This window comes from Cognatishimia sp. F0-27 (assembly GCF_020667845.1).
Lineage (GTDB): Bacteria > Pseudomonadota > Alphaproteobacteria > Rhodobacterales > Rhodobacteraceae > JAFMPQ01.
In genome coordinates this window covers 1-22729 of sequence record NZ_JAFMPQ010000037.1, presented here as the reverse complement: position 1 = coordinate 22729, position 22729 = coordinate 1, and the positions used below count along the sequence as shown (strand labels likewise).

The window sequence follows — 22729 nt, the reverse complement described above, 5'->3', positions numbered from 1 at the left end:
GCCCCGAAGCGGGAGGTTTTCTCTGGTTCGGCATTTTTATGCGCAAAGCATCCCAACGGGCATGACCGGACATGCCGCTGGACCGCTAAATCGCCCCATCGCCCAAGTCCTTGTTATTGACTTATGATTTGGCCTCATCCATCCTCTCGCAAAGGATGGGGAGACAGCCATGGGCGAGAAGACTCTGACACGAATGGATCTCAGCGAAGCGGTATTTCGAGAGGTCGGGCTGTCTCGGAACGAAAGCGCGGAGCTTGTGGAGACCGTGCTTCAGCACATGTCCGATGCGCTTGTGAGCGGTGAACAGGTCAAGATTTCCTCCTTCGGCACCTTTTCCGTGCGCGACAAGGCCGCCCGGGTCGGGCGCAATCCCAAGACCGGCGAAGAGGTCCCGATCCAGCCGCGCCGCGTGCTGACCTTCCGACCGTCGCATCTCATGAAGGAGCGTGTCGCGGACGGCAACCGCCGGTCCTGACGCGCAGTTTTCAAACCCATCCCGGACAAGGCAGAGCCATGTCAAAATCCCGCGACGCCTTTCGCACCATTTCAGAAGTGGCCGAAGGGCTGGACACGCCCACCCATGTCCTGCGCTTCTGGGAAAGCAAGTTCAGCCAGCTCAAGCCCGTCAAACGGGCCGGCGGCCGCCGGTATTACCGGCCGGGCGATGTCGATCTGATCGCCGGGATCAAGAAGCTGCTGCACGAGGACGGCATGACCATCAAAGGCGTGCAGAAAATCCTGCGCGAACAGGGCGTCAAACATGTAAGCGCCATTGGACGCGGCGCCGAAGCCGAGGCGGCGGACGCCGCCATCCCCGAAGCCCCCTTCATCGAGGCCGAGGCAGAAACGACGCTGGTCCCCTTCCCGCCTCAAAAGCCACCAGAGGCGGAAACCGGCGCGCCGTCCGCGCCAGCGGCGGCAAGCGACCCGGCTGCGGTCAGCGGTCCGTTGCCCGATCCGGAACCGGAGTTCGACGAGCCCTTTGTCGCGACGCAGCCCGGAGCCGGACAGGCAGCAGAAACAGCCGCAGAGCACGCGCAGCCGGGGGCAGAGGAGCCGGTGCAAGCCGGTGACACCGACGCGGCCCCTCAACACCTGGAAGATGACACCGATCTGGTGTCGCCCGCAGCGCCCGAGGACACCGCCCTCGAAACGCCCGACGGTGCCCATGCGGATGCCGGGTCCGAGCACGTGGGCGACGCCGAGCCGGAGCCTCCGCTGGTGACGCCGCCTGCCCCAATGGAACCCGATCAGGCGCAGGACCATGCGGCGCTTGCCGACGCCGAGGAGGTCGCTCCCGAAGGTCCCACAGGCATGCCGGCACCGCAGGACATCGACCCAACGACCGAGCCCGCCCAGACGGCCGCGCCGGAAACGGCTCTGGAGGCCTTGGAAACGGTTTCGACCGGCCAGCCCGACCTGTCCGGCCCGTCTTTGCAGGAGGCCGCCGACCCGGATCCGGTCCCCGCCGAAGAGCAGCGGGAGTTTGCGTGGGAGGATCCTGCCGCGCCGGTCTCCAAGAGCGACGCGACGGCCCCCGGCGACGCCCGGTCCGAGACGTCCTCCGGCTCGGAAGCGGTCCTGCCGGAAAGCGAGGATGCCGCTGCTACGCCTTTCGATCCGTCGGAAGCCGGTCCGCAGGACGCGGTCAGCGACGCCCTGGCAGAGGCCGCGCCAACGGATGACGGCGCAGCGCCCTCTGCCGCAGCCGCAGCAATGGACGGCGCCCAGACGCCTGTCAGCACAGAGCCTCCGGTGGCAACGGATCACGACGACTCGGAGCTGTCCGCCACAGACGCACCCTTCGCTCATGACTCTGACGTGGACGCGCATGTGTCGACCGAGGACGACATCGCCACCCCCGCAGACGGGCCCGACGCCCAAGACGCCGCCCCCGAGCCGAGCGACGCACCGGCCGAACTCGCCGAGCCGATGCCGACCGAGCCCGACCCGGTCACGCAAGCGTCCCCCGCTCACGAGACCGAGCCTGCATCGGAGCCAGACCGTGAGCCGACAGCGGAGCCGGAAATGGCGACCGGGGCAGAGCCCGAGCCGGAGCTGGAACAAGAGGCAGACCCGGAGCCGACGCCAGAGCGAGAGCCAACACCGGAGCCAGTAAAGGCGACCGATGCAGAGATGGCGCCGGAGATCGTGCCGGAGGTGGTGCAAGACGCAGAGCCCGAGCGGACGCAAGAGCCAGACCCGGAGCCGGAGGCAATCGCCGAGGATGCACCGCAGCCGGAAGAGCCGGAGGCAGTCGCCGAGAACACACCGCAGGCGGAAGACCCGGACACGTCCGCCGCGCCCCCGCAAGACGATCCGCAGACAGGGTCGGAAGCCCCGGCGCCGGATCAAGCCCCCGCGCCGCCTGACATTCCGCGCCCCCCCGTGGCGGCGCAGCTTGCGCGTCTCGACCGGCTGACCGAAGAGCAGGCCCGCGGCATTGCCCCGCTGCATGCGGCGCTTGGCGCGCTTGCCGAAAGGATGCGGACGCAGCAGACCGGCGGCCTGTGAGGCACCGCAACCATCCAATCGGCGCGCCCGCCCTTGCCAGCGGAGCCTCCGTGCTGCCGCTCCATTGATTGTTGGCCTAAGTGCGATTTCCCGCGCGTTAGGGGTTGCCCCTCCCGGCGATTTCGGTAAGACAGCGAGCATCAAGTCGGGCTATGGCGCAGCCTGGTAGCGCGTCCGTCTGGGGGACGGAAGGTCGCAGGTTCGAGTCCTGCTAGCCCGACCATTGATACGCATTCCCAACCTCTGGCCATATCGGCGTCACGGACGTCCGGGGAGTGCGCAACGGCGCTTTCCGCGAGCGCGGCCATTGCCGCCGACGCGTCTCGAACATGGCGTGCAGGCGCCTGCCCTCTCACTTCTCCCCTGCCATTCCCCGCATTCCCTGCTAATCCTGTGCCAACCGACTCCAGAATAAGGTCTCCCGATGGTGCAGAACTTTGGTCCCGGCGTGCTTGCCGCACAACAGATCACCGCCCTTGCGGAGGCCGGCTGCATCCAGAGCGCGCAGCCCTTTGTCGACGGGCAGGTTCAACCGGCCAGCCTTGATTTGCGTCTGGGGACCAAGGCCTACCGCGTGCGCGCGTCATTTCTGGCCGGCGGGGGCGCGACCGTGCGCAACCGCATCGACCAGTTCGCCATGCATGCCATCGATCTCGACGCCCGGGGCGCGGTGCTCGAAAAGGGCTGCGTCTATCTGGTCCCGCTGATGGAATCGCTGCGGCTGCCGGACACGCTGGCCGCCATTGCCAATGCCAAAAGCTCCACCGGGCGGCTCGATCTGCTGACGCGGGTCATCACCGATGGCGGCACCGAATTCGACCGCGTGCCCGCCGGGTATGACGGACCGCTCTACGCGGAGATCTGCCCACGCAGTTTTTCGGTTCTGGTGCGGCCGGGCATGCGGCTCAACCAGATCCGCTTTCGCTCCGGCCGGGCTGTGCTCAGCGACGCGGAACTGTCCGCGCTCCATCTGCAAGAGGGGCTCGTGTCCGGCGGTGCACCGGTTATTGACGACGGGCTGGGCTTTTCCGTCGATCTCAGCCCCGGTCCCGGCGATCTTGTGGGATGGCGGGCGCGGCCTCATAGCGGGGTGATCGATCTTGACCGCTTGGGGGCGTATGCGCCCGCGGATTTCTGGGATGCGCTGCGCACCACCGACCGCAGGCTGGTGCTGGATCCCGGCGCGTTCTATATCCTCGTGAGCCGGGAAGCGGTGCATATCCCGCCGGGTTACGCCGCCGAGATGGCGCCCTATCTGGCGATGGTCGGCGAATTCCGGGTGCATTACGCGGGCTTTTTCGATCCCGGTTTCGGCCATGCCGAAGCGGGCGGGGCCGGGGCGCGCGGCGTGCTTGAGGTGCGCTGTCATGAGGCGCCGTTTGTGTTGGAGCACGGCCAGACGGTCGGGCGGCTGGTCTATGAGCGCATGTCCGAAGCGCCCCGGACGCTGTATGGCGCGGGGATCGCCTCAAACTACCAAGGGCAGGGCCTGAAGCTGTCGAAGCATTTCGCGACCCCGTAAACGCTCGTCGGGCTCTCACGACCCCGTAAACGCTCGTCGGGCTCTCGCGTGCCCGCCTCGCCCTATCCCCGCATGCCCGGCACGACGCCGGGGGAGCCGCCCGCCAGGGACGCGCCCCGGTTGGCGCTTGCACACCCCGGCCCAACCGCGCCGCTCCCTGCCCCAGGGGCCGCGCGGCGCGCAAGACGCCGGTCCCTGCCGCCGCCGGGTGCTACGTCGCGTTGCGGTGCACGAAGCGCAACAGCTGCTGCGTCGAGCCGTCCTTGCCATCGGCGGGCTGGTCCTGGGTCACCATGGGGCCAAGCGCCGTGGCCAATTCCTTGCCCAGTTCCACGCCCCATTGATCATAGGAGTTGATGTCGAGGATGACCCCCTCGACAAAGACCCGGTGTTCATAAAGCGCGATGATCTTGCCCAGCGTTTCCGGATCGAGCCGGGGATAGACCAGCGTCGTGGACGGCCGGTTGCCCGGGAAGACCCGATGGCGCGCCTGCCGTTCCAGTTCGGCACCTTCGAACTGGCCCGCGACCTTGGCCCGCGCCTCGTCCAATGTCCGCCCCCGCATCAAGGCTTCCGCTTGCGCGAGGCAATTGGCCACCAGAAGGTGATGATGATGCGCAAGCTCCGGTTCGTGCCCTTGGGCCGCGACCATGAATTCGCACGGAACCACCCGGGTGCCCTGGTGGATCAGCTGGTAAAAGGCATGCTGGCCGTTGGTTCCCGGCTCGCCCCAGACCACCGGCCCGGAGGCGACGGTCAGGTCCTGACCGTCCATCGACACGCCCTTGCCGTTGCTCTCCATTTCGAGCTGCTGCAGATAGGCCGGCAGCCGCGCGAGCCGGTTGTCATAGGGCAACACGGCACGGGTTGCATGGCCAAGCCCCTGGTTGTGCCAGATGCCCACCAGCGCCAGCATCACCGGCATGTTCTCCCGCCACGGCGCGGTGCGAAAATGGGTGTCCATCGCCTGCGCCCCGCGCAGGAAGGCGCGGAAGCCCTCCGGCCCGATGGCCAGCATCAGCGACAGACCGATCGGACCCCAGACGGAGTAGCGCCCGCCGACCCAATCCTCGAAGCCAAAGACGCGCTCCGCGGGAATGCCGAAGGCCGCGGCCTTCTCGAGATTCGAGGACAGGGCAATGAACTTGCCCTCGTCAGCGATCCCCTCGCTTGCCAGCCACGCCTTTGCGGTGCGCGCATTGGTCATGGTCTCGATTGTCGTGAAGGTCTTGGAGGCCACGATGAAGACCGTGTGCGCGGGATCGCATAGGCGCAGCGTATCCGCGATATCGGCCCCATCCACGTTCGAGACGAAATGGCACCGGGGCCCGTCATGGAAGGGCGCCAGCGCCCGCACCGCCATGGCCGGCCCGAGATCGGAGCCGCCGATCCCGATATTGACCACATCGCGCACATGTGACGCGCGCAGCGTCTCGGCCAGCGCCGTCATCCTGTCGAGCGTGGCGAGCACCTCGGGCATGACATCCGCCCCATCGACGACAACCGGCGTGCCATCGAGATTGCGCAGCGCCGTATGCAGGACCGCCCGGCCCTCCGTTTCGTTGATCTTTTCCCCCGCGAACATGGCATCGCGCCGCGCCGCCACATCGGCGGTTTCAGCCAGAGCCACCAGCGCATCCCGAATCGGCTCGTCGATCTGGGTCTTGGAATAGTCGAACAGCATTCCAAGCGCCGAGACGCTGAAATCCTCTGCGCGCGATGGCGCGTCGAACAATCCCGCAAGGGAGCGTCCTTCGATCCGTGCGGCGTGGTGTTTGAGATCGTCCCACATCTGTTTAGTCTCCTGGCTTATTCCTGACGCCCTGAGCGCGATGGCACGGCGTCTGCGTCTTGCACCGAGTGCCGGTGCCGGCTGTGGCATTTTTGGGAGCGGATGCCCGTTACGGCGCCCAGTGCACCTTCGCCTCGGTCAGCACCGCGTTGATCGGCGCCTCGCTCGACGGCATCCCGCGGGCGCTTTCGAGCGAGGCGCGCTTGGCGTCTCCGAAGATCAGCACATGCTTGCGCAGCGCCCCGTCCAGAACCGGCGCGGAAAGGGTGACGCGCGGCTCCGGCGCGCCGGGCGCCCGCATGGGGACCAGCGTCGGCGCCTGCGCCGACAAGGCCTCGCCAAGCCGATCCGCTCCCGGAAAGAGCGACGCGGTGTGCCGGTCTTCGCCCATCCCGAGAAGCAGCACCGCCAGCGGCAACACCGGGGCAATCTGGTTGGCCAGCGCGGCGGTGGCCTCTTCCAGCGACCTGTCCGGATCGTGAAGCGGCAGCATCCGCGCCGCCGCGGCCCGGTCCGTCAAGAGCCGCTCGCGCAACAGCCGCGTGTTGGACCGCTCCGAGCTTTCCGGCACCCAGCGCTCATCGGTGAGCATCACATCGACCCGCGCCCAGTCAAGATCCGCGGCGCACAGATCGTCGAAGACCGGCCCCGGCGATGTGCCACCCGGCACGGCGAAGGCAACCCTGTCCTCGTGCCGCAGCGCGGACCGCAGGTCGCCGGCCAATTGATTGGCGAGATCCATCACGAGCATGTCGCGATCGGCATAGGCAATGAATTCGTAACTCATGATCCGGTCCCCCGTCATCTGTCGCCGCCCCGCAAGGCCGCCGCATTGTCCGGCGTCCGCGGCCATACCGCCCGGTCGCCTGTTGGTCTGTTGGTCTGGGTGGCGCTGACCGCCCCGCATCCGCGCCGCCCATGTCCTGCCAAGACCAGTTTACCGCCAGTGCCGCGCCGAAGCCACCGCGCGGGGCGCGGCGTCTCCCCGGCCCCACCGCGCCGACGCGATCAGGCCCGGATCTCGCGCCACTTCCGCCCATCGCGATGCATCAGCATAAGCGCATCTTCCGGGCCGCTCGAACCGACATCGTAAAGTTTCGGCACATCGCCGCGCGATTGCCAGCCCTCGATGATCGGATCGGTCCAGGCCCAGGCCGCCTCGACCTCGTCGCCGCGCATGAAGAGCGTCTGGTTGCCCCGGATCACATCCATGATCAGGCGCTCATAGGCATCGGGAACCGCTTCCGCATCCGGCCCGAGCGCATCGGCAAAGGTCATGTCGAGCGGCACTTCGACAAGGCGCATCCCGCCCGGTCCCGGCTCCTTGATCGTCACATCCAGCGTCATGCCCTCATTCGGTTGCAGCCGGATCGACAGCACATTGGCATGGCGTCCCTTGTCCACGCCAAAGATCGAATGCGGCGCATCCTTGAACACCACCGCGATCTCCGAGGCGCGCCCGCGCAGCTTCTTGCCGGTCCGCAAGTAGAACGGCGTGCCTGCCCAGCGCCAGTTGGACACATGCACACGCATGGCAACAAAGCTTTCCGTGGTGGAACGCGGCGCTTCGACATCCGTGCGGTAGGAGGGTTCACTGCCCACAGCGTCATATTGACCGCGCACGATATGGTGCGGATCCACCGGATCCAGCGCCCGGATCACCTTGAGCTTCTCATCCCGCACGGCGTTTGGCTCGAACCGCGCAGGCGGCTCCATGGCGATCAGGCACAACAGCTGCATCAGGTGGTTTTGCACCATGTCCCGCATGGCACCGGACTTGTCGTAATAGCCACCGCGCCCGCCAACACCCACCGTCTCCGCAACGGTGATCTGGATGTGGTCGACATATTGCGCATTCCAGAGCGGCTCGAAGAGTGTGTTGCCAAAGCGCACGGCCATCAGGTTCTGGACCGTTTCCTTGCCGAGATAATGGTCGATCCGGTAGATCTGCTCTTCGTCGAAATGCTGCGCCAGCGTCGCGTTGAGCGCCCTTGCGCTCCCGAGGTCGTGGCCAAAGGGCTTCTCGACCACGATCCGCGCCTTGGCCGACGCCATCCCGTAGCTGTGCAGCCGTTCGGCCAGCGCCCCGAAAAGCGATGGCCCGACGGAAAAGTAGAACGCCCGCACACGGTCTTCGGTCATCCGCGCCGCAAGCGCCTCCCAGCCTGCCTCGCCGGTGGCGTCCACCTGCTCATAGCCGATGCGGCCAAGGAAATCGTCAATCGACGCCTCCTGCTCTTCGCTGACGCCGCCGAATTCGCGGATCGATTCGCGCACCATGGCGCGATACCCGTCATCGTCGATCTCCGAACGGGCCGCGCCGATGATCCGCGACTCGTCGGGCATCTGCCCGGCGCAGAAACGTCGGAACAGCCCCGGCAAGATCTTGCGGCGGGCAAGATCGCCCGTGCCGCCGAAAATAACCAGATCGAAAGGATCCACGGGAATAACGCGTGAGACCATGAGGCACCTGTATCTGAGCACCGGGCCATCGCGGCCCGACCGAAGCAAGAAACGTCCATCGCGCCAAGGACCGACCCCTGCTCCGCTGCCCATGCGGCTGGCATGGGAAGCCTTGCCGGGGCCTCGATCCGTTAGCGCTAACGAGCGCGGTTCGACGCCCTCCTAAACGATCTTCGCGGGAATGTCTAACATCGCGTGCGCCTTCACAATGGTGTCAGACAAAAATTACACACTGGTCCTCGCAGGTCCCGCGCCCTATCCCTTCCGGTGTCAAAGACAAGGGACTGCCTGATGAAGGATGCCGTGACCGGAAATGTCGGCAAATTCGAAGATCTGTTGGTAACCGCAAAGGGCGAGCCGCGCGCGACTGTTTCGTTGAACGAGATCGACACACTCTGGTTCAACACCGGCACGCTGTGCAACATCGAATGCGTCAACTGCTATATCGAAAGCTCGCCCACCAACGACCGGTTGGTCTATATCACCCGCGCCGAGGTGGAGCACTATCTCGACGCGCTTGACGCCCGCGGCGGGCAGACCCGCGAAATCGCCTTCACCGGCGGCGAACCCTTCATGAACCCAGAGATGATCGGCATGGCCGAGGCGGCACTTGCGCGGGGCTACGAGGTGCTGATCCTGACCAACGCGATGCGGCCCATGATGCGCAAGACGATGCGCGCCGGGTTGGCGGATCTGGCCGCGCGCTTCGGCGACAAGCTCACGCTGCGCGTCTCGGTCGATCACTGGTCCGCCGACCAGCACGACGCGGAGCGCGGGTCGGGCACGTTCGAAAAGACGCTCGAAGGCATGCGCTGGCTGCGCGACACCGGCATTCGCATGGCCGTGGCCGGGCGCACCGTCTGGGGCGAGAGCGAAGCCGAATCGCGTGCCGGCTACGCGGCGCTTTTCGAACGCGAGAATTTTGACATTGATGCCCAGAATCCGGGCATGACGGTGCTGTTCCCGGAAATGGACGAAACCGTCGACGTGCCGGAGATCACCACCGCCTGCTGGGGCATTCTCGGCAAACATCCGTCTTCCGTGATGTGCGCCTCCTCGCGCATGGTGGTCAAACGACGCGGGGCCGCGCGCCCCACCGTGCTGGCCTGCACGCTTTTGCCTTACGATCCGCGCTTCGATCTTGGCGAAACCCTTGAAGAGGCGTCGCGCGACGTGGCGCTGGCCCATCCCCATTGCGCGAAGTTTTGCGTGCTGGGCGGGGCGAGCTGTTCGGCCTGATGGCCGGCGGCGCACCGCCTGTTTTTGACCAGATGATCAAATCCGCTCGACGTCACGCTTGAATGCATCCGCGCCCCGTGTCACCACATTGGCCGGGACAAGGATCAGCACATGCCAGCACGCGACATCATCATCGACACCGACCCCGGTCAGGACGACGCGGTTGCCATCATGCTTGCGCTCGGCTCACCCGACGCGCTGTCCGTGCTGGGGATCACCTGCGTGGCCGGCAATGTGCCGCTGCCCCTCACCAGCCGCAATGCGCGTATGGTGTGCGAACTGGCCGGACACCCCGAGGTGCCGGTCTATGCCGGGTGCGCCGCGCCGCTGGCTCGCCCCCTTGTCACCGCGGAACACGTGCATGGCCGCACGGGGCTCGACGGGCCCGACCTTCCCGAACCAACGATGCCCCTGCAGGACAAGGACGCGGTGTCCTTCCTCATCGACACGCTGCGCGACCGCCCGGCAGGCACGGTGACGCTCTGCCCGCTCGGTCCGCTCACCAATATCGCAACCGCCCTCACCCGCGCGCCGGACATCGCCGACCGCATCGCGGAGATCGTGCTCATGGGTGGCGCGTATTTCGAGGTCGGCAACATCACCCCGGCAGCGGAATTCAACATCTATGTCGACCCCGAAGCCGCCGCGATCGTGTTCCGCTCCGGTGTGCCGCTGACCGTCATGCCGCTCGATGTGACCCACAAGGCGCTGGTCACAGCGCCGCGCAACAACGCGTTCCGCGCCCTCGGCACTCCGGTGGGCCTTGCGACGGCACAGATGACCGATTTCTTCGAACGGTTTGACAAGGCGAAATACGGATCGGAGGGCGCGCCGCTCCACGACCCCTGCGTGATTGCCTACCTTCTGGAACCGTCGCTCTTTTCCGGCCGCCACATCAATGTGGAGATCGAAACCACGTCCGAGCTGACGCTTGGCATGACGGTCGCCGATTGGTGGGGTGTGACCGACCGCGCGCCCAACGCAACCTTTATGGGCGATGTGGATGCGGACGGGTTCTTTGCGCTGCTGACCGAGCGTCTGGGGCGGTTGTGAGCCGCGCCGGTCGCGTGTCACGGGTGATGGCGTCATCCCATGGTCACGCGCGGCCCGCGCCGCGCAGAAACGAAAGGCCGCACCGATGAAAAGCCTGCACCTTGCCACGGAGGACGATGCCGATCGTCTGTTGGCCATGGTGGCCGCCTTTCACGGGGAAACCGGGTTCGAGAGCGACGAGATCCGCCGCGCGGAGGCGATTGGCCCCCTGCTGGATGGCTCGCCGCATGGGGCGATCTGGCTGATCGGCCCGCGCCGGGCGCCGGTCGGGTATATCGCGGTCAGCTTCGGGTGGTCGCTGGAATATGGCGGGCTCGACGCCATCGTCGACGAACTCTACATCCGCGCCGCCGTGCGCGGCCGGGGCATGGGCGGCGAAGCGCTCAATGCGCTGGCCCGATCCCTGCGCGAGGCCGGCGTCAAGGCGATGCATCTCGAAGCGCAGCGCGAGGACACGCGTCTGCACGGGTTCTACCGGCGCGCCCGGTTTGTCCCCCGCGATGGCTACGTGCTGATGAGCCGCGTGCTCTGAGGCATCGGTTCCGCCCCCGTTTCAGCGCCCCCGGCAGGCCGCTCTGCCCGCAGCGGCCCGCGCCGAACCGCCCCTTTCCGGGAGCCGCTCCGCCCCCTTTTGACGCCGCGCCCGATGTTGCCCGCAACCGCCCTTCCTGCTCCGCCTTGACACGCCATGTTGGCAAAAACCTGCCGATGGCGCCACTCTCAAAACCGGATCAGCCCTGCGCCCCGCGCCCCTTCGCGTGATCCGGGCCACTTCGGGGCGCGCTCGGGCCGCGCCCCCGCAAAGGACGCGCCGATCGGGCCGATCCCGCCCAAACCCCACCATTCCCCGGAACCTTCCGTGGTTGCGCGCGTCCCGGCCCGGTTCCGCCGGAGCCGCGGCAAGACCCGCGAAATGCGGCTCGGCGCATGCCCCCGGGCCTCATGATGGAATTGCCCCCCGGCGCGGCGCTTGGTGCTGGCGCGTGGCGCTTGCCCTCCCTATATCATCCGGCATGACCCTTCATGTGCCCTTCGACAATTCCTACTCCCGCTTGCCTGACGGCTTTTTTGTCCGGCAAGCGCCGACACCGGTGAGCGCGCCGTCGCTCGTGGCGTTCAACGACGCCCTCGCCGAAGATCTCGGGATCTCCGGCGCGGAAGACGCCGACCTCGCGGCGCTTTTTGCGGGCAACGCCGTCCCGGACGGGGCCGAGCCGCTGGCGCAGCTCTATGCGGGCCATCAATTCGGCAGCTTCAATCCACAGCTCGGCGACGGGCGCGCTTTGCTCCTCGGGGAGGTGATCGACCGCTCTGGCACCCGTCGCGACATCCAGCTCAAGGGCTCGGGTCCGACACCGTTTTCGCGGCGTGGCGATGGCCGCGCGTGGCTCGGGCCCGTGCTGCGGGAATACGTTGTCTCGGAGGCGATGCACGCGTTGGGTGTGCCCACCACCCGTGCGCTGGCCGCCGTGCGCAGCGGAGACGCCGTGCTGCGCGAAACCGCTCTGCCCGGAGCCGTGCTGACGCGCGTGGCGGCGAGCCATATCCGCGTCGGCACCTTTCAGGTGTTCTCCTCCCGCGGGCAGTGGGACGCCTTGCGCAAGCTCTACGAATACACCGTCGAGCGGCATGATCCGGCGGCGACCGACCCGCATGACCTCTTCGAGCGCGTGGTTGCCCGGCAGGCCGCCCTGGTGGCGCAATGGATGAGCCTCGGCTTCATTCATGGCGTGATGAACACCGACAATTGCACGCTTTCCGGGGAGACCATCGATTACGGGCCCTGCGCTTTCATGGATGCCTATGCACCCGACACGGTGTTTTCCTCCATCGACCGCTACGGGCGATATGGCTATGCGGCGCAAGCCGACATCATTGTGTGGAACATGGCACAGCTCGCCACCGCGCTTGTCGGGCTGATGCCGGATCAGGACGCTGCGATCGCGCGCTTCACGACGCAGGTGCACGCCATGCCGGACCTGATCCGGGCCGAATGGCTCACGCGGTTCGCCGCCAAGCTGGGCATTGCCACGCCGCAGCCAGAAGACGCCGCACTGATCGCGGATCTCCTCGATCTGATGCACAAGGGCGGATCCGATTTCACCAATACATTCCGTGCCCTGAGCGACGGACCCGAGGTGGCGCGCGACCAGATCGCCGACCGCGACGGCTTCGCGGCATGGGCCGCGCGCTGGCAAGCGCGGCTCGAGACACAGCCGGATCCGGTGGCGCTCATGCGGCGCACAAACCCGGTCTATATCCCGCGCAATCACCGGATCGAAGAGATGATCACCGCCGCTGTCGCGGGGGATGATGCGCCGTTCCACAGGCTCAACGCGGTGCTGGCACGACCTTACGACGTGCAGGCGGATGCTGAAGACCTGACCCGGCCCCCACAGCCTTCGGAGCGCGTGACGGCCACATTCTGCGGCACGTGAGGCATCCGCGCGCCGACTACCCGACGCCGCGTGGCCTCAGCGTGCCGGTCAAGCGATCGAAGACCAGGGAGTAACGGCACCTCGTCGCCGCATCCGCGCCGTCTCCGGCCCGCACCGGCAGAACCTCGTCGCCGCATCCGCGCCGTCTCCGGCCCGCACCGACATCACCTCACCGCCGCATCCGCGCCGTCTCCGGCCCGCACCGGAAGCAGCTCGCCGCCGCATCCGCGCCGTCTCCCGCCTGCTGGGCGCGGGGACCGCTGCCAAGCAAGCCCGCCCTCGCGCGCCGCCAAACGCCCCTCCCGCGGACCGCTCATTGACCTGCGCTCTGCGACTGTCCGGCACGGCGGCGCACGGGGGGCTGTGCAGTCTCGCCCAAACCTGTCAGTCTGAGCGTTCAACAGCCAAGACGGATCGGGAGGAAACGATGGGCCTAATGGGAACACTGGCGAAAGTCGCCATAGGATATGCAGCCGCACGCGGCGTCGACCACTTTGCCGGAAGCGGCGGGCTTGGCACCCTGCTTGGCGGCGACGCGCAGGTGCCCGCGCAGGATCCCAATGCCCGCGCCCAAGCCCAGATGGTGCAGGGCCTCTCGGGCGCGCAACCGCCGGCCGGCGCAGCGGGCAACCCGCTTGCGGACATGATGGCGCAGATGTCCAAGGGCGGTCTTGGCGGGCTAATGGGCGACGGATCGCCGCTCGCGGACATGATGCAGAAAATGCAGGCCGGCGCAGGGCCGCAGATGGAAGAGATGATGGCCAAGTTGCAAGCCGGCGCCGGCGGCTTCGACCTCTCACAGATGTTCGGAGCGGCGCCTGGCGGCGGCTCGGGCGGCGGCAAGCCGGGTCTGCTGTCGCAGCTTGGCGAGGGCGGCACCGGTCTGGCCGGCCTTCTTGCCATGGCCAGCGGCGCCGCCGCCACCGCACAGGGCCAGGGCGCGGGGCAGATGATCGACGCGATGCAATCGGCCACCCCCGCACCGGAAGCCGAAGAAGCCGCCGGGCTGATGCTGCGCGCCATGATCCAGGCGGCAAAATCGGATGGCGATATCGACGCCTCCGAACGCGCCAAGATCCTCGAAACGCTCGGCCCCGATGCCGACCCGGGCGATGTGGACTTCATCAAGACCCAACTCGCCGCCCCGGTCGATCCCGACGCGCTGGCGGCGGAGACGCCCGAAGCGCAACGGATGCAGGTCTACTCCGCCTCGCTGATGACCATCCGCGTCGACACGCAGGCCGAGGCGCAATACCTGCACCGGCTGGCCAGCGCGATGGGCTTGCAGGAACCCGTGGTCAACGCGCTGCACATGCAGATGGGCATGAAGCCGCTCTACGCCTGACCCCACGCCCCCGATCCGGGGCTGCGCCCACTTGCCCTTGCCCTCGGGCGCGCAGCCCCGTATCAGGAGCGCCACACAGCGCAGGGCTCGACCCGAAGCGCGCCGATCCGACCAGACCCGAGACACCCTCGTGCCCGACCGTTCCCGCATATCCGAAACCATCGCCGAACGCTGCGCCGCGCAGGGTCTGCGCATGACCGGTCAGCGTAAAACGATCGCCGATGTGCTCCAGGACAGCACCGATCACCCCGATGTCGAGGAACTCTATGCCCGCGCCTCGCAACGGGACCCGCGCATTTCGCTCGCCACGGTTTACCGAACGGTCAAGCTGTTCGAGGAGGAAGGCATCCTTGAAAAGGTGGATTTCGGCGACGGGCGGGCGCGCTACGAGGATGCGGAACGCGCCCATCACGACCACCTGATCGATCTCAAGACCGGTGCGGTGATCGAATTCGTCGACCCTGAAATCGAGGCGTTGCAGGAAAAGATCGCCGCCAAGCTCGGCTACCGTCTGACGGGTCACCGCATGGAACTCTACGGCGTCCCGCTCAAGAAAGGCTGATCCACGACGGGTGGCACGTCCACGATGCGCCCAAGCCGCGATCCAACCCCCGCCCGTCCCGCGCGATCTGTGATCCGCCGCGCAAGCCGCTCGAAAGAGCCACCAAACCGGCGCTCACGCCGCCTGCTCTGACACCCCGGCGACCTCCTGCCGGATGATCCGCGCAATGGTCGCGCAATCCTCCTCCGAGAAGGTCAGCGGCAAGCGCATGTCTACCACCGCGCGCAGGATCCGGTCTGACGCGGGCATCCGCTCCGACGGGGCGTAGCGCCAGCTGTCATAGCGCGAGGTAAACCCCGCGGGTTCCGGCGCGCCGAACCATTTCAGCTCCACCCCCCGCGCGGCACAGCGTGCAAGCACCGCGCGAATGGCCTCGTCGGACCAGTCCAGCAGCAGGAACTGGATCGAAGAGCCGACAAAGACCTCCTCCGCCGGGCGGGCGATCCGCGTCAGGCCCGGCGTGTCGCGCAGCCCCGCATCCACCACCGCGTAGCGCGCATTCCAACGCGCCACCTGCCTGTCGAGATCGGCCAGTTGCGGGCGCAGGATGGCGGCGCGCAGGTTGTCCATCCGCCCCGACATGTTCGGCGTCAGATACTTGACCCGCTCGAACACCTCCGGTGCCGGTGCAGCCCGGTGCCGGTCATACAGCATGTAGCTGCCCGACAACAGGATCGCCCGCGCCGCCAGCATCTCGTCATCGGTGATCAGGAACCCGCCCTCTCCGGAATTGGCGTGTTTGTAGGTCTGCGTCGAAAAGCATCCCGCCACCCCAAACCGCCCCGACGGAGTCCCGCGCCAGGACCCGCCCATCGTATGCGCACAATCCTCGATCACGGTGACGCCATGCCGGGCGCAGATCGCCATCAGCCGATCCATGTCACACAGATGGCCGCGCATGTGGCTCAGCATCAGCCAGTCGGCGCTTGCCGCCTTCCGTTCGAGGTCGTCAAGGTCGATCACCAACGCCTCGGTCACACCCACGAACACCGGCACCGCCCCCACGGCGGCGATCGCCCCCGGCACCGGGGCCAGCGTGAAGGCGTTGGTCAGAACCCGCGCGCCCGCCGTCACCCCCGCCGCGCGCATCGCACAAGCCAGCGCATAGCCACCGGAGGACAGCGCAACGCAGAACCGCGCCCCGGTGATCGCGGCGAAGTCTTCCTCGAGCAAGGCCGTCTCGGCGGTCTCGCCCTCGGCCACGTTGTAGCGGTGCAGCCGCCCGGACTGCAAAACCCGCAGCGCCGCCGCAATGCCCGCCTCGGGAATCGGCTCCTGCTGTGTGAAACTGCCTGTGAAGATCTCTGTCATGGCGCAAATGGTGCGGTCTGTCGGCGGACCCGTCAATCCCGGATCGCACCCCCGATCAAAGATGTTTTCCCGATGTAGCAAAGCGCCCGCCCAGCCCAGGCGTTCCGGCCGACCACGCCTGCCCGCCACAGCGCGGCGTTGCAAAGGCGGCACGCCTGACGCAGGCCCGTCACACGCCGCGGGGGCCTAGCCGATCAGCGCTGCCACCGCGTCATCCAGCCTGTCATATCCCGAAAGCAACCCTTCGGGATCAAGCGCGGCCATGTCGCCGCCCCCCGGGCCAAACGTCACCAGAAGGCAGGGCCGACCCGCCGCGCGCGCGGTGTTGCGGTCGGTCTCCGTGTCGCCCACCAGCATCGCCGCATCGCGGTGCCCGCCCGCGCCCTCGACCGCGGCCCAGAACGGCGCCGGGTCGGGTTTGCGCACCGGCAGGGTATCGGCCCCGATCAGGCTGTGGAACAGGCTGCGCGCACCAAGCGTGTGCATGAGTTGTTCGGCCAGCCCTTCGGGCTTGTTGGTGCAGATCCCCACCGCGTAGCCATTGCTGCGCAGCCGCTCCACCGCGTCGAGCGCGCCGGGGTAAAACACGGTGTGCTCGGCGATATTGTCCTCATAGGCGCGCAGCAGCGGCTGATACCATTGGTCGATCACCGCCTCGTCGGCTTCGCCGGTCTCGCGCGACAAGCCAAGGCGCAGCATCGCGCGCCCGCCGCGCAGGGCCGTGCCCGCATCCCGCGCCGGATCGAGCCGCGTCGCGGCCCCCATCTCGGCCAGGCAGTGATTGGCTGCGGCGATGAGATCGCCGCTGGTGTCCGCCAGCGTTCCATCCAGATCGAAGATCACACAGCGCATCACACCTCCTGACGCAGACCGACATGGCCCACAGCGCCTTTGACATAACCCGCAACCAAGCGTGAGCAAGTTGCGTCTTGTGTGGATGGGGTGCTTACGCCAAAAGCGTGGCAAAAGGGCAAGAGGCACAGTCTGGCATGAGCACCGCATTGATCGTTCTGGCGGCCGGGAAAGGCACGCGGATGGACTCCGATCTCCCCAAGGTCCTGCACAGGATCGGCCATGCGCCGATGCTCTGGCACGCCATGCGGGCCGGACAGGCGCTCGCGCCGGAACGCTGCGTGGTCGTCGCAGGTCACCACGCCGAGATGGTCGAGGCCGCCGCGGCGGAGCACGACCCCGAAGCACTCACCGTGCGCCAGACCGAACAGCTCGGCACCGCCCATGCGGTGGCTCAGGCCCGCGCCGCGCTCGACGGGTTCGACGGCGATGCCATCGTGCTGTACGGCGACACGCCCTTCATCCGCGAAGAAACGCTGGAAGCCATGTGCGCCGCGCGCGCCACGCAAGACGTGGTGGTGCTGGGCTTCGAGGCAGCCGACCCGGGGCGCTATGGCCGTCTCGTGACGGAAGGCGACAGCCTCGAACGGATTGTCGAGTTCAAGGACGCAACCGAGGCGGAGCGCGCCATCACCCTGTGCAATTCGGGCGTGGTGGCGGCGAAAGCCGATCTTCTGTTCGACCTGATCGACGCCGTGGGCAATGACAACGCCGCGGGCGAATATTACCTCACCGATATCGTTGGCATTGCCCGGTCACGCGGGCTGAGCGCGGGGGTCGTGCGTTGCGACGAGGCCGAAACGCTCGGGGTCAATTCCCGCGCCGAACTCGCCGCCGCCGAAGCCGCGTTCCAGGCGCGCGCGCGGGCCGAGCTGATGGAGAACGGGGTGACGCTGCTGGCGCCGGAGACGCTGTTTGTCGCCTGGGATACCGCGATTGGCCGCGACACGGTGGTTGAGCCGAACGTGGTGATCGGGCCGCGCGTCACGGTGGAAAGCGGCGCGCTGATCAAGTCCTTCTGCTATCTGGAGGACGCCCATGTGAGCCGGGGCGTTCAGATGGGGCCCTTCGCGCGCCTGCGCCCCGGCGCCGAACTGGCCGAGAACGTGCGCGTCGGCAATTTCGTCGAGATCAAGAACGCCCAGATCCACGAGGGCGCCAAGGTCAACCACCTGACCTATGTGGGCGATGCCGATGTGGGCAAGGGCACAAATATCGGCGCCGGGGTCATCACCTGCAACTACGACGGGGTGTCGAAGCATCGCACGGTGATTGGTGAGCGGGTCTTTGTCGGGGCGGGCTCGCTGCTCGTGGCGCCGGTCTCCGTGGGGGACGAGGCGATGACCGCCACCGGCTCCGTCGTCACCAAGGACGTTCCGGAAGGCGCGCTTGCCATCGCCCGCGCCGCGCAGGACAACAAACCCGGTTTCGCCCGCAAGCTCATGTCCATGCTGCGCGCCCGCAAAGCTGCGGCACAGGCCAAAAAGACCAAGAACGTCTGACCCGACCGGCCGGGCAAAGACCAACACGGCCGGGGGCGCGGGAACCCGCCCGGCACAGACCAACACGACAGGCACCGCTTCGAGGGATTTCATCATGTGTGGCATTATCGGCATTCTGGGCAATCACGAAGTGGCCCCCGCCCTGGTCGAGGCGCTGCGGCGGCTCGAATACCGCGGCTATGACAGCGCCGGGATCGCAACGGTGCACAAGTCCCGGCTGGCCCGCCGCCGCGCGGTCGGCAAACTGTCGGCGCTGTCGGACCTGCTGGTGCACGACCCCCTGCCCGGCAAGGTCGGGATCGGGCATACCCGCTGGGCCACCCATGGCGCGCCCACCGAGAACAACGCGCATCCGCATCGCGCGGGCAACGTGGCCGTGGTGCATAACGGCATCATCGAGAACTTCAAGGACCTGCGCGCCGAGCTGGCCCAACACGGGATCGCCCCCCAGACCGACACCGACACCGAAACCGTTGCGTTGATGACCCAGCACCTGATGGCGCGTGGCGCCAGCCCGGTCGAGGCCGCGATGCAAACGCTCGGCCGCCTCGAAGGCGCCTTCGCGCTGGTCTTCCTCTTCGACGGCGAAGAGGATCTGCTCGTTGCCGCGCGCAAGGGCAGTCCGATGGCAATCGGTCACGGCCATGATGAGACCGCCCGCGAGATGTATGTCGGCTCCGACGCCATCGCCTTGTCCCAGCTGACCGACCGGGTCACCTATCTCGAAGAGGGCGACCGCGCCGTGATCACCCGCGCCGGCGCCGAAATCTTCGACGAGAACGGCACCCCCGTCTCCCGGCCAGAGACCCGGATCCGCATGGATGCGGCCCGCGTCGACAAGGACGGCTACAAGCATTTCATGGCCAAGGAAATCGCCGAGCAGCCCTCGGTGCTGGCCAACGCGCTGGACGCCGCGCTCGATGGCGACCGCATCGCTCTGCCTGCACCGGGCGTCGATTTCACCAAGGTCGACCGGCTCGTCATGGTCGCCTGTGGCACCGCCTTCTATGCCTGCCTGACGGCGAAATACTGGTTCGAGCGCCTCGCCCGCATCCCCGTGGAAGTCGATATCGCTTCCGAGTTCCGCTACCGCGAGCCGCCGATCACCCCCGGCACCGTCGCGCTCTTCGTCAGCCAGTCCGGCGAGACCGCCGACACGCTGGCCGCGCTGCGCTACTGCCAGGGCAAGGCCGACAGCATCCTGTCCGTGATCAATGTCGAAACCTCCTCCATCGCGCGCGAGAGCACGCTCGCTCTGCCGATCCATGCGGGCACCGAAATCGGCGTCGCCTCCACAAAGGCCTTCACCTGCCAGCTCAACATGTTGCTGCTCCTCGCGCTCGAAGCCGCCCGCCAGCGTGGCACCATGGGCTCGGCCGCCGTCGCAGAGGTGCTGGCCGATCTGCGCGCGCTGCCGGGTGTGTTCAACGTGGCGCTCGGCTCTGACAGCCGCATGCAGGACGCGGCCCACAAGATCGCCGAAGCCAGCGACGTGCTCTTCCTCGGGCGCGGCCTGATGTATCCGCTTGCGCTCGAAGGAGCCCTGAAACTCAAGGAAATCAGCTATATCCACGCCGAAGCCTACGCCTCGGGCGAGCTCAAGCACGGGCCGATCGCTCTGATCGACAAAACCGTTCCGGTGATCGTCTTTGCGCCTCGCGACCGCTTGTTCGACAAGACCATCTCGAACATGCACGAAGTGATGGCGCGCGGCGGCAGGGTGGTGCTTGTGACCGATGCCGCCGGCGAAGCCGAGGCCGGTGCCGATGCCTGGCAGGTGATCCGCCTGCCGGACGTCTCCGAAATCATCGCGCCGCTGCTCTACGCGCTACCGGCACAGCTGCTCGCCTATCACGCCGCAATCGCCAAGGGCACGGATGTGGACCAGCCACGCAACCTGGCCAAATCGGTGACCGTCGAATAGGGCGACGCCCACGCTCCGGGGTTGGCCCTGTCCGAATCGCCCTGTCCCGGTCGCCCTTCCCGGAATGCCCGGCCCGACCGGCGCGCCCGGCTTGGCAGCCTTGCCACCGGCTGCTCGCCCCCGCTCGTGCCGCGGGGTCTCGCGAACACCGGCACCACCGCAAGCGCGCACCTCAGCCGCGGCGCGCACCGCAGCCCAAAGCGGCCTCAGCTGTCGTCACTGCCGCCGGTATACACTTCCACGGTGGGAAGATCGGTCAGCGGCGCTTCGATCAACCGCATCGCCGCCAGGGACAGACGGCTGCCGCCCGTTGCTGGTCCATCGGCCGGGATCAGATCAACCTGCGCCGACTTACCCGTCACGGCATAGAACACCCGGCCCCTACCCGGCGCGCTCACCAGCGGCGTCTCGATCCAGAACCCCGGGCGCGCGGGATCGCCAAGCGAGGCCACCGTATCGCCAAGCTTGCGCTCGCCTTCCGGCTCCGCCGGAGCGGCCGCCGCCTCGGCGCGCTCCTCTGCCGTGGTGGTGTCGAACTGCTCCTCGGTACGCGCATCTTTCGGTGGCGGCGGCGCGTCCACCACCGGGTTGGCCACGGGCTCCGGCTCCGGAACGATCGCCTCTGCCGCCGGATCCTCGGCCGGCTCCTGTGCCGGGGTCTGCGGCAAAAGCGCCAGATCACCGCATCCCGCCATGGTCAGCAAGACCGCTCCTACCCAGATTGACCGCATCGCGCCTACTCCTGTCAAAAGCGGCGGACAGTCTGACCCGATCTGCCGCCAAAGGCCGCACAAGGCTTGTCCGCCATGAAAGCGATGGATACTCTGCCTGCCATGACAGTCAAGCTCATCGACCCGTTCGCCCGCCCGATCTCCTACCTGCGCGTTTCCGTGACGGACAGGTGCGATTTCCGTTGTGTCTACTGCATGTCCGAAAACATGCAGTTCCTGCCGAAGAAAGAGCTTCTGACGCTGGAAGAGCTCGACCGCATGTGCTCGACCTTCGTGCATCTCGGCGTCGAGAAGCTGCGCATCACCGGCGGGGAACCGCTGGTCCGGCGCGACATCATGCGTTTCTTCCAGTCCATGACCCGTCACCTCGACAGCGGCGCGCTCAAGGAACTGACGCTGACAACCAACGGCTCCCAGCTCGAACGTTTCGCAGACGATCTCTACGCCGCCGGGGTGCGGCGCGTGAATGTCTCGCTCGACACGATGGACGAACAGAAATTTGCCGACATCACCCGTTGGGGCCGCCTGCCTCAGGTGATCAAGGGCATCGACGCCGCCCAGAAAGCCGGGCTCCGCGTCAAGATCAACGCCGTGGCGCTCAAGGGCTTCAACGAGGACGAGCTTTTCCCGATCACCGAATGGTGTGCCTCCCGCGACATGGATCTCACCTGGATCGAAGTCATGCCCATGGGCGATATCGGCAACGAGGACCGCCTGACGCAGTACTGGAAACTCGACGACCTGCGCGCCCGCTACGCCGAACAGTACACGCTCACCGACCTGCCCGAGCGCACCGGCGGTCCCGCCCGCTATGTGCGGCTCGAGGAAACCGGCCAGAAGATCGGTTTCATCACACCGCTCACGCATAACTTCTGCGAAAGCTGCAACCGCGTCCGGCTGACCTGCACGGGCGAACTCTTCATGTGCCTCGGACAGGAAGACAATGCCGATCTGCGGGCTGCCCTGCGCAACCACCCGCACGACAACGCCCCGCTCGAAGACGCAATCCGCGCGGCAATCGGGCGCAAGCCGAAAGGGCATGATTTCGATTATTCGCGCCAAACCGTGGACGGTCGCGTGTCGCGCCACATGAGCCACACCGGCGGCTGATCGCGGGCGCGGCGTCTCGGATCGCCGCGCGTGCGCTTCCGCGCGCCGGCGTGCAGCCTTGCCGATGTTGCGCCCGATCCGCCTAGCTTGCGGCGCTTGGCACCCGCCCCTGCAACCACCTCTGCCACGAGGTCTTGAGGGCATGATCCCCCCGTGCACGGCAGCACCACGGCACGCCGTCCCGCGTTCAGCCAAAATGCCTTGACGGCCCCACCATCCGCCCGCTGCGCCAGGCAAGCCCCACATCCAGTCACCGCCCGCCGCGCCAGACAGCCCCACGTCCAAGGCCCCGCTCTCCCCGGATTGTCGATCGACCGGAGCCCGGCTTCTTTGGGCCAGAAATATCCCGGGGGTCCGGGGGCAGCGCCCCC

At 67.2% G+C, this 22729-nt stretch carries 18 protein-coding genes and 1 tRNA gene; 13 read left to right on the top strand and 6 right to left on the bottom strand.

Annotated features, from left to right (window positions below; genetic code table 11):
* Positions 1–169 precede the first annotated feature (169 nt).
* The 4 genes from ihfA to J1C49_RS17420 all read left to right on the top strand — a co-directional run bounded on the left by ihfA (position 170) and on the right by J1C49_RS17420 (position 4036).
* A complete protein-coding gene (gene ihfA, locus J1C49_RS17435) occupies positions 170–475 on the top strand; it encodes an integration host factor subunit alpha (protein WP_227447118.1) in 306 nt (101 codons plus the stop codon).
* Between the two features lie 38 nt (positions 476–513).
* On the top strand, positions 514–2514 hold the full coding sequence (locus J1C49_RS17430) for a MerR family transcriptional regulator (RefSeq protein ID WP_227447117.1): 2001 nt from the start codon (positions 514–516) through the stop codon (positions 2512–2514).
* Positions 2515–2660: 146 nt separating this feature from the next.
* Positions 2661–2737: transfer RNA gene (locus J1C49_RS17425), tRNA-Pro, on the top strand.
* Between the two features lie 201 nt (positions 2738–2938).
* The gene (locus J1C49_RS17420) at positions 2939–4036 is read left to right on the top strand and encodes a 2'-deoxycytidine 5'-triphosphate deaminase (RefSeq protein ID WP_227447116.1); all 1098 of its coding nucleotides are present in this window, start codon (positions 2939–2941) and stop codon (positions 4034–4036) included.
* Between the two features lie 211 nt (positions 4037–4247).
* Here J1C49_RS17420 and pgi read toward each other — a convergent pair whose 3' ends face one another.
* The 3 genes from pgi to zwf all read right to left on the bottom strand — a co-directional run bounded on the left by pgi (position 4248) and on the right by zwf (position 8291).
* Entirely contained in the window at positions 4248–5918 is a 1671-nt protein-coding gene (pgi, locus tag J1C49_RS17415; protein WP_255670769.1) for a glucose-6-phosphate isomerase, read from the bottom strand.
* A 19-nt stretch (positions 5919–5937) separates the two neighbouring features.
* The gene (gene pgl, locus J1C49_RS17410; protein ID WP_227447114.1) at positions 5938–6615 is read right to left on the bottom strand and encodes a 6-phosphogluconolactonase; all 678 of its coding nucleotides are present in this window, start codon (positions 6613–6615) and stop codon (positions 5938–5940) included.
* 221 nt (positions 6616–6836) lie between these two features.
* Positions 6837–8291: a glucose-6-phosphate dehydrogenase gene (zwf, locus tag J1C49_RS17405; protein WP_227447113.1), complete on the bottom strand. Its 1455-nt coding sequence runs from the start codon at positions 8289–8291 to the stop codon at positions 6837–6839.
* 291 nt (positions 8292–8582) lie between these two features.
* On the opposite strand from zwf, the gene J1C49_RS17400 reads away from it, so the two are divergent.
* The 6 genes from J1C49_RS17400 to J1C49_RS17375 all read left to right on the top strand — a co-directional run bounded on the left by J1C49_RS17400 (position 8583) and on the right by J1C49_RS17375 (position 14928).
* Complete coding sequence (locus J1C49_RS17400; RefSeq protein ID WP_227447112.1) at positions 8583–9530, top strand: radical SAM protein; 948 nt, start codon at positions 8583–8585, stop codon at positions 9528–9530.
* Between the two features lie 111 nt (positions 9531–9641).
* Positions 9642–10583 (top strand): nucleoside hydrolase, encoded by a 942-nt coding sequence (locus J1C49_RS17395; protein WP_227447111.1) that lies wholly within the window; start codon positions 9642–9644, stop codon positions 10581–10583.
* An 85-nt stretch (positions 10584–10668) separates the two neighbouring features.
* Positions 10669–11115 carry a GNAT family N-acetyltransferase gene (locus J1C49_RS17390; RefSeq protein WP_227447110.1) on the top strand — a complete coding sequence of 149 codons (447 nt, stop codon included), beginning with the start codon at positions 10669–10671 and terminating at the stop codon, positions 11113–11115.
* Positions 11116–11596: 481 nt separating this feature from the next.
* Positions 11597–13021, top strand: coding sequence for a YdiU family protein (locus tag J1C49_RS17385; protein ID WP_227447109.1), 1425 nt, complete (start codon positions 11597–11599; stop codon positions 13019–13021).
* 427 nt (positions 13022–13448) lie between these two features.
* On the top strand, positions 13449–14366 hold the full coding sequence (locus J1C49_RS17380) for a DUF533 domain-containing protein (RefSeq protein WP_227447108.1): 918 nt from the start codon (positions 13449–13451) through the stop codon (positions 14364–14366).
* Positions 14367–14514: 148 nt separating this feature from the next.
* Complete coding sequence (locus J1C49_RS17375) at positions 14515–14928, top strand: Fur family transcriptional regulator (protein WP_227447145.1); 414 nt, start codon at positions 14515–14517, stop codon at positions 14926–14928.
* A 114-nt stretch (positions 14929–15042) separates the two neighbouring features.
* Here J1C49_RS17375 and J1C49_RS17370 read toward each other — a convergent pair whose 3' ends face one another.
* Positions 15043–16239 (bottom strand): DegT/DnrJ/EryC1/StrS aminotransferase family protein, encoded by a 1197-nt coding sequence (locus J1C49_RS17370; RefSeq protein WP_227447107.1) that lies wholly within the window; start codon positions 16237–16239, stop codon positions 15043–15045.
* Between the two features lie 186 nt (positions 16240–16425).
* A complete protein-coding gene (locus J1C49_RS17365) occupies positions 16426–17091 on the bottom strand; it encodes an HAD-IA family hydrolase (RefSeq protein WP_227447106.1) in 666 nt (221 codons plus the stop codon).
* A 137-nt stretch (positions 17092–17228) separates the two neighbouring features.
* Between J1C49_RS17365 and glmU the strand changes: the two genes are divergently transcribed.
* Together glmU and glmS are read left to right on the top strand one after the other, a co-directional pair.
* Positions 17229–18593, top strand: a complete 1365-nt coding sequence (glmU, locus tag J1C49_RS17360; RefSeq protein ID WP_227447105.1) for a bifunctional UDP-N-acetylglucosamine diphosphorylase/glucosamine-1-phosphate N-acetyltransferase GlmU — start codon at positions 17229–17231, stop codon at positions 18591–18593.
* A 94-nt stretch (positions 18594–18687) separates the two neighbouring features.
* Positions 18688–20517 carry a glutamine--fructose-6-phosphate transaminase (isomerizing) gene (gene glmS / locus J1C49_RS17355; RefSeq protein ID WP_227447104.1) on the top strand — a complete coding sequence of 610 codons (1830 nt, stop codon included), beginning with the start codon at positions 18688–18690 and terminating at the stop codon, positions 20515–20517.
* 206 nt (positions 20518–20723) lie between these two features.
* Here glmS and J1C49_RS17350 read toward each other — a convergent pair whose 3' ends face one another.
* The gene (locus tag J1C49_RS17350) at positions 20724–21248 is read right to left on the bottom strand and encodes a hypothetical protein (protein ID WP_227447103.1); all 525 of its coding nucleotides are present in this window, start codon (positions 21246–21248) and stop codon (positions 20724–20726) included.
* A gap of 102 nt (positions 21249–21350) precedes the next feature.
* On the opposite strand from J1C49_RS17350, the gene moaA reads away from it, so the two are divergent.
* A complete protein-coding gene (gene moaA, locus J1C49_RS17345) occupies positions 21351–22358 on the top strand; it encodes a GTP 3',8-cyclase MoaA (RefSeq protein WP_227447144.1) in 1008 nt (335 codons plus the stop codon).
* Positions 22359–22729 lie beyond the last annotated feature (371 nt).